The sequence below is a fragment of the Streptomyces sp. 4N124 genome (assembly GCF_052245395.1).
GTDB lineage: Bacteria > Actinomycetota > Actinomycetes > Streptomycetales > Streptomycetaceae > Streptomyces.
The window spans coordinates 63,872-70,922 of sequence record NZ_JBQQBS010000055.1 but is presented as its reverse complement, the minus strand read 5'-3'; the positions used below and the strand labels follow the sequence as shown (position 1 = coordinate 70,922).

Below are 7,051 nucleotides of genomic sequence, written 5' to 3'. Positions count from 1 at the left end.
GGGGGGCGCTGTTCGAGCAGCAGGGGGTCGCGCTGGTCCTGTTCGCCGGCAGCGTGGGCCCGGTGCTGGCGGTGCCCGGGGCCGTCGAGCAGATCCTGGACAACCTGCTGTCCAACGCCCTGCGGGCCTCCCCGTCCGGCAGCACGGTGACCATCGAGCTACGGCTCCTCGTCCCCGCCCGCCGGGCGCTGCGCGACAGCCGCCCCTGCTGGGTCGACCTGCACGTCACCGACGAGGGCCCCGGCATGACCGCGGATCAGCGCCACCGCGCCTTCGACCGGTTCTGGCGTGCGCCCGGCGCACCCAAGGGCGGTACGGGCCTCGGGCTCTCGCTGGTCCAGCGGCTCGCGCACGCGAGCGGCGGGGAGGCGAGGCTGCAGGCCGCGGCGACGGGCGGGCTGGACGCGGTGGTCCGGCTGCCCTCCGCGGACCCGTCCGCGGGCGGCCAGCCCGTCGTGATCGATCTGATCGGCCTGATCGCAAGGGCGCCCGAGGCTGCCGGCCGCCGCACAGCCCCGTCACAACCTGTCCATGACACGTCAACCCAGGGTCCCCGAGGGCGGTAACCCGCGCCCATAGGTTCCGTGACCGCACGACCCCGTCGCCGATCGGTGACGGGGCGGTCATGCCACCCTTGGAGCGAGAGTGGAACGTCGTACTGTCCTGCGTGCGGCCGTCCTCGGCGGGTCCTCCGCCGTCTTCGGCGGAACCCTGTGGCGCGGCGCCGCGTACGCCGCGCCCGCGCAGCCCGGCACCGGCCCGTACGGGGCGCTCGGTTCGCCGGACGCCCGCGGCATCAGACTCCCCAGCGGCTTCACCAGCCGAGTGATAGCCCGCTCCGGCCAGACAGTCCCCGGCACGTCGTACACCTGGCACAACGCCCCCGACGGCGGCGCCTGTTACACCGACGGCAGCGGCTGGATCTACGTCTCCAACTCGGAGATCAACCCGTCCGGCGGCGCGAGCGCGGTGAAGTTCTCGTCGACCGGCGCGATCACGGGCGCATACCGCATCCTGTCCAACACCCGCCAGAACTGCGCGGGCGGCAAGACCCCGTGGAACACCTGGCTGTCCTGCGAGGAGGTGTCCCTCGGCTACGTCTACGAGACGGACCCGTGGGGCGTGAACGCCGCCGTGCGCCGCGACGCCATGGGCCGCTTCAAGCACGAGGCCGCAGCCGCCGACCCCGTGCGCAAGGTCGTCTACCTGACCGAGGACGAGTCGAACGGCCGCTTCTACCGCTTCGTGCCGACCACTTGGGGCAACCTCTCCTCCGGCACCCTTCAGGTCATGGTCGCCGGCTCCGCCACGTCCGGCTCCTTCACCTGGGCCAACGTCCCCGACCCGGACGGCTCCCCGACGTCCACCCGCACCCAGGTCTCCGGCTCGAAGTCCTTCAACGGCGGCGAGGGCTGCCACTACGCCGACGACACGGTGTGGTTCACCACCAAGGGCGACAACCGTGTCTGGCAGCTCAACCTCACCAACAACACCTACGAGTTGGCGTACGACGACTCCCTGGTGACCTCGGGCACGGCCCCCCTCACCGGCGTCGACAACATCACCGGCTCCTCCTCCGGCGACCTCTTCGTCGCCGAGGACGGCGGCACGATGGACATCTGCGTCATCACCCCGGACGACGTCATCGCACCGTTCCTGCGCATCGACGGCCAGTCCGGCTCGGAGATCACCGGCCCGGCCTTCTCACCCGACGGAACCCGGCTGTACTTCTCCAGCCAGCGGGGGACGAGCGGGAGTTCGTCCGGTGGGATCACGTACGAGGTGACGGGGCCCTTCCGCTCGTAGCGGCCCGTCCGGCGGGGGCGTCCGTGCCCTGCGGGCGCTCCCGCGTCGTGCTCAGCCCTGTAGGAGTTCTCAGGTGATGCCGTCAACAAGAGCCTCAAGGTGGCGCTCTCCGTCGCGGGTGTGCGCGCCGGCGGCCAGTGCAGCCTTGGCAAGACGGGCTGCAGCTGGCTCACTGAAGAGTCCGCTGAGGAGTTCGTTGGCCTTTTGCAGGCCGTGAGTGGTCGAGCCCGGTGTCAGGCACGGCCCGGTTCACCCATCCGATCCGCTCCGGGTCTTGGTGCCTGGCGGGATCAGTCGCGCTTGGGCCAGATGAGGCCCTGGTCGGTCCAGATGACACCCTTGTTGCGGCAGAGGCAGAAGGGGTGTCCGATGGGGTCGGTGTAGACGCGGAAGCCGTAGCCGTCGGGGCCGATGCAGTCCCGCTGCAGGGTCGCGCCGAGGGCCAGGACGCGGCGCTGTTCGGCCTCGATGTCGTCGACTTCGAAGTCGAGGTGGAACTGCTTGGGGTGCTCGCTGTCGGGCCACTGCGGGGCGCGGTAGTCCTCCACCTGGATGAAGGCCAGTTCGATCTCGCCGAACTGGATACCCGCCCAGTTCTCGTTACTGCCCTCCTTGACCGGGAGCCCGATCACCTCGGAGTAGAAGGCTGCCAGCTTCATCGTGTCCGGGCAATCGATGATGAAGTCGGTTAGTCGTAGCATCCGGCGATCTTGCCACAAGATCAAAGGAGCCGGACCTTGAGACAGGCTCTAGTTTGCCAACCCGCGGCTTCGTAGAAGCGCCGGGCGCGTTCATTGCCTTCCAGGACCCACAAGGCGGCTTGCGTGTAGTCGGCCTGAGCAGGGTCAATGCCTTGCGCACCGTAACGGAAGGTTATGCGAACGCCCAGCCGCTCCACCGCTCGACCCGAATGGCGACCACGGGACCTTGGGGAGGAGAGTCCCGGTACTGGTCGTACTTGTCGCGCAGCAACTCCACCGCGCGATGCCGCTCTTGCCCGTCCTCCAGCACTTCCCCGCGGCCATCGGCACGAGCCCACCACAGGGTCGACCAGTCCTCGGCATAGTGGTCGACCAGGACCGTCGCCGAGGGATTCTCCCGAATGTTGCGGAGCCGCCGTAGCTGCCATGTGCTCTTGGGTTTGTGGTCCACCGCGAAGTACACGACGTCGTCCCGGACGGCGAAGGTCACCGGCACGGCGTGGGGCACCCCATTGGCGTCGGCGGTCGCCAGCCGTGCGACAGGGGATCCGGCAAAGCGTTCCCGGGCGACAAGCGGCGAAAGCTTCACGCATTCCACGGTAGAGCTGGAGCATCACCGGCTTTACAGAACGTGAGCCCATGAGCGGAGAGCTACCGTCCGGTCACGTCACGTTCGCATCACGGGTCCGGCATTTCGCCCCGGCATCAGCAGCCCCCCAATACTTTCGTCACCTCATATCCGGCCGATTGCCTCTGTGTGATCAGGCGTATGGATATCCGCGCACATCGAGGGGGCTCTCCGTGAAGTTGTTCCGCAAGCCTGCCGCCGTGGCTGTCGCCGCGCTGGCGCTGGCCGCTCTGCCCGTCACTGCCGAGGCGCATGACGGCAATCACCCGTTCGAGAACTGCTCCGAGGCGTACGAGAACGGGTACTCCAACATCAAGGAGGGCGACGAGCACTACGGGGAGCACCTGGACCGCGACCAGGACGGCGTCGGCTGTGACAACCCGCCCGCCGGCTTCGTCCCCGCCGAGGACGAGGGCACCGACGGCACAGACGGCGCCGAGGACGCTACGGGGCAGGACGACACCGACCTCGCGGCGACCGGCGGCAACAGCGCCACGCCGTACATCGCGGGTGGCGGTGCCGCTGTCCTGCTCGCCGGGGGCGGGCTGCTGGTTGTGGTGCGTCGGCGTCGCGAGGCTCGCTGATCCGTAATCGAGTGACGGGGAGGGGCGGCGTGGAATCGGGCCGTCTGTCGGCGAGTTGACGAGGACGTATCCGCGATCTTCAGGGAGCAGCCGAGATGTCCGACGAACCCGCCGTCCGTGAACTCCGCCTCGTCGTCACAGCGGACGACTACGACGCCGCCCTGCACTTCTACCGCGACGTTCTCGGCCTGACCGAACAGGCCGCGTTCTCCTCACCCGGCGGGCACGTGACGATCCTTGATGCCGGGCGGGCCACGCTGGAGCTGACCGATCCGAATCATGCGGCGTTCATCGACGAGGTGGAGGTCGGGCGGCGGGTGGCCGGGCATATTCGGGTGGCGTTCCAGGTGGGTGACTCCGCCGCCGTCACGGCGAAGCTGGCCGCCGCCGGTGCCGAGGTGGTCGCCGAGCCGACGCGGACGCCGTGGAATTCGCTGAACTCCCGGCTGGAGGCGCCGGGTGCGCTCCAGTTGACCCTCTTCACCGACCTGGGCGAATAGGGCGAGAGGGCGGCACCCCCCGCACGGGGTGCCGCCCTCTCGTCGTGCGCCGGAGCCGCCGCCCATCGGTGAGGGTCGGGGACGGACGACGGCTCCGGGGACCGTGGGCTACCGGTGATCGCTGCCCTGGGACTGGGACGCCGCCCGGCCCGCCTCCAGGCGCGCCACCGGGATGCGGAACGGCGAGCAGGAGACGTAGTCCAGGCCCACGTCGTGGAAGAAGTGGACGGACTCCGGGTCGCCGCCGTGCTCGCCGCAGACGCCGAGCTTGAGGTCGGGGCGGGTCGCACGGCCCGCCTCGGCGGCCAGCTTCACCAGTGATCCCACGCCGTCCCTGTCGATCGTCTCGAAGGGCGACACTCCGAAGATGCCCTTCTCCAGGTACGCCGTGAAGAACGAGGCCTCCACGTCGTCCCGGCTGAAGCCCCACACCGTCTGGGTCAGGTCGTTCGTGCCGAAGCTGAAGAACTCCGCCGCCTCCGCGATCTGGCCCGCCGTCAGCGCGGCGCGCGGCAGCTCGATCATCGTGCCGATCGCGAGCTTGAGTTCCGTGCCCGTCGCCGCCTCCACCTCCGCTACGACCTGGTCGGCCTCCTCGCGGACGATCTCCAGCTCCTGGACCGTGCCGACGAGCGGGATCATGATCTCGGCGCGCGGGTCGCCCTTGGCGTTCTTGCGCTCGGCCGCGGCCTCGGCGATCGCCCGGACCTGCATGGTGAAGAGGCCGGGGATCACCAGGCCCAGGCGCACACCGCGCAGACCCAGCATCGGGTTCTGCTCGTGCAGGCGGTGGACGGCCTGGAGCAGGCGCAGTTCGTTCTCGTGCGGCTCCTGGCGGGACTCGGCGAGCGCCACGCGGACCGACAGCTCGGTGATGTCGGGGAGGAACTCGTGCAGCGGAGGGTCGAGGAGACGGATCGTCACCGGGAGGCCGTCCATCGCCGAGAACAGCTCCACGAAGTCCTGCTTCTGGAGCGGGAGAAGGGCCTTCAGGGACTCCTCGCGCTCCGCCTCCGTGTCGGCCAGGATCAGGCGCTCCACCAGCTCGCGGCGATCGCCGAGGAACATGTGCTCCGTGCGGCAGAGGCCGATGCCCTGCGCGCCGAAGCGACGAGCCCGCAGCGCGTCCTCGGCGTTGTCCGCGTTGGCGCGTACGCGCAGCCTCCGCTTGCGGTCGGCGAACGCCATGATCCGGTGCACGGCCTCGACCAGTTCGTCGGCGTCCTGGGCGCCGGCGTGCATCCGGCCCTCGAAGTACTCCACGACGGGAGACGGGACCACCGGGACCTCGCCCAGGTAGACCTTGCCGCTGGAGCCGTCGATCGAGATGACGTCGCCTTCCTCGACCACGTGACCGCCCGGCACCGTCATCCGGCGCCGTTTGGTGTCGACCTCCAGCTCCTCCGCGCCGCACACACACGTCTTGCCCATGCCGCGGGCCACGACGGCCGCGTGCGAGGTCTTGCCGCCGCGCGAGGTCAGAATGCCCTCCGCCGCGATCATGCCGTCCAGGTCGTCGGGGTTGGTCTCCCGGCGGACCAGGATCACCTTCTCGCCCGAACGCGACCACTTCACGGCGGTGTACGAGTCGAAGACCGCCTTGCCGACCGCCGCACCCGGCGACGCCGCGATGCCCCGGCCGACCGTCTCGACCTTCGTGTCCTCGTCGAAGCGGGGGAACATCAGCTGGGCGAGCTGGGCGCCGTTGACGCGCTGGAGTGCCTCCGCCTCGTCGATCAGGCCCTGGTCCACGAGCTGCGTGGCGATACGGAAGGCCGCGCCCGCCGTGCGCTTGCCGACGCGGGTCTGGAGCATCCACAGCTGGCCGCGCTCGATGGTGAACTCGATGTCGCAGAGATCCTTGTAGTGGTTCTCCAGCGTCTCCATGATCTGCATCAGCTGGTCGTACGACTTCTTGTCGATCGACTCCAGCTCGGCGAGCGGCACGGTGTTGCGGATGCCCGCGACCACGTCCTCGCCCTGGGCGTTCTGCAGGTAGTCGCCGTAGACGCCCTGGTGGCCGGAGGCGGGGTCGCGGGTGAAGGCGACACCCGTGCCCGAGTCCGGGCCGAGGTTGCCGAAGACCATCGAGCAGATGTTGACCGCGGTGCCCAGGTCACCGGGGATGCGCTCCTGACGGCGGTACAGCTTGGCCCGGTCGGTGTTCCAGGAGTCGAAGACGGCGTGGATGGCGAGGTCCATCTGCTCGCGCGGGTCCTGCGGGAAGTCCCGGCCGGCCTCGGTCTTGACGATCTTCTTGAAGCGGGTGACCAGCTTCTTCAGGTCGGCGGCCTCCAGCTCGGTGTCGACCGTGACCTTCTTGGCCTCCTTGGCCTTCTCCAGCGCGTCCTCGAAGAGGTCGCCGTCGACGCCGAGGACGGTCTTGCCGAACATCTGGATGAGGCGGCGGTAGGAGTCCCAGGCGAACCGGTCGTCACCGGCCTGCTTGGCGAGGCCCTGCACGGACTTGTCGGAGAGACCGATGTTGAGGACCGTGTCCATCATGCCGGGCATCGAGAACTTCGCCCCGGAACGTACCGATACGAGGAGGGGGTTATCGGCCTGTCCGAGCTTCTTACCCATCGCCGCTTCGAGGGCGTCGAGGTGCGCACTCACCTCGTCACGCAGTGCCACCGGCTCCTCGCCGCTGTCGAGGTAGACCTTGCAGGCCTCGGTGGTGATGGTGAAGCCCGGAGGGACCGGAAGACCCAGATTGGTCATCTCGGCGAGGTTCGCACCCTTTCCGCCGAGGAGGTCCTTGAGCTCCTTGTTGCCCTCGGTGAAGTCGTAAACGAACTTTTGATTTTCCGACACGGGTCCCAACTCCTCGAG

The 7,051-nt window shown here is 69.0% G+C and carries 7 protein-coding genes; 4 read left to right on the top strand and 3 right to left on the bottom strand.

The genetic code is table 11. From position 1 onward, the window contains the following. The coding region (locus ACTWQO_RS38185; protein WP_443241970.1) for a sensor histidine kinase at positions 1–566 on the top strand (566 nt) is incomplete at its 5' end. Between the two features lie 79 nt (positions 567–645). Continuing rightward, entirely contained in the window at positions 646–1,806 is a 1,161-nt protein-coding gene (locus tag ACTWQO_RS38180) for an alkaline phosphatase PhoX (protein ID WP_443241969.1), read from the top strand. 290 nt (positions 1,807–2,096) lie between these two features. Here ACTWQO_RS38180 and ACTWQO_RS38175 read toward each other — a convergent pair whose 3' ends face one another. Both ACTWQO_RS38175 and ACTWQO_RS38170 read right to left on the bottom strand, forming a co-directional pair. Next, positions 2,097–2,507 carry a VOC family protein gene (locus tag ACTWQO_RS38175; RefSeq protein WP_443241968.1) on the bottom strand — a complete coding sequence of 137 codons (411 nt, stop codon included), beginning with the start codon at positions 2,505–2,507 and terminating at the stop codon, positions 2,097–2,099. Positions 2,508–2,679: 172 nt separating this feature from the next. Then, positions 2,680–3,096, bottom strand: coding sequence for a TIGR03668 family PPOX class F420-dependent oxidoreductase (locus ACTWQO_RS38170; protein ID WP_443241967.1), 417 nt, complete (start codon positions 3,094–3,096; stop codon positions 2,680–2,682). A 212-nt stretch (positions 3,097–3,308) separates the two neighbouring features. Between ACTWQO_RS38170 and ACTWQO_RS38165 the strand changes: the two genes are divergently transcribed. Beyond that, positions 3,309–3,719: an LAETG motif-containing sortase-dependent surface protein gene (locus tag ACTWQO_RS38165; RefSeq protein WP_443241966.1), complete on the top strand. Its 411-nt coding sequence runs from the start codon at positions 3,309–3,311 to the stop codon at positions 3,717–3,719. 95 nt (positions 3,720–3,814) lie between these two features. Continuing rightward, on the top strand, positions 3,815–4,219 hold the full coding sequence (locus ACTWQO_RS38160; protein WP_443241965.1) for a VOC family protein: 405 nt from the start codon (positions 3,815–3,817) through the stop codon (positions 4,217–4,219). A 108-nt stretch (positions 4,220–4,327) separates the two neighbouring features. On the opposite strand, the gene ppdK is transcribed toward ACTWQO_RS38160, so the two are convergent. Beyond that, the gene (ppdK, locus tag ACTWQO_RS38155) at positions 4,328–7,033 is read right to left on the bottom strand and encodes a pyruvate, phosphate dikinase (RefSeq protein ID WP_443241964.1); all 2,706 of its coding nucleotides are present in this window, start codon (positions 7,031–7,033) and stop codon (positions 4,328–4,330) included. Between the last annotated feature and the right edge of the window lie 18 nt (positions 7,034–7,051).

Bases quoted from the DNA above. Each gene is read 5' to 3' on its own strand.
- ACTWQO_RS38160 (WP_443241965.1), top strand. From the start codon at position 3,815: ATGTCCGACGAACCCGCCGTCCGTGAACTCCGCCTCGTCGTCACAGCG.
- ACTWQO_RS38175 (WP_443241968.1), bottom strand. From the start codon at position 2,507: ATGCTACGACTAACCGACTTCATCATCGATTGCCCGGACACGATGAAG.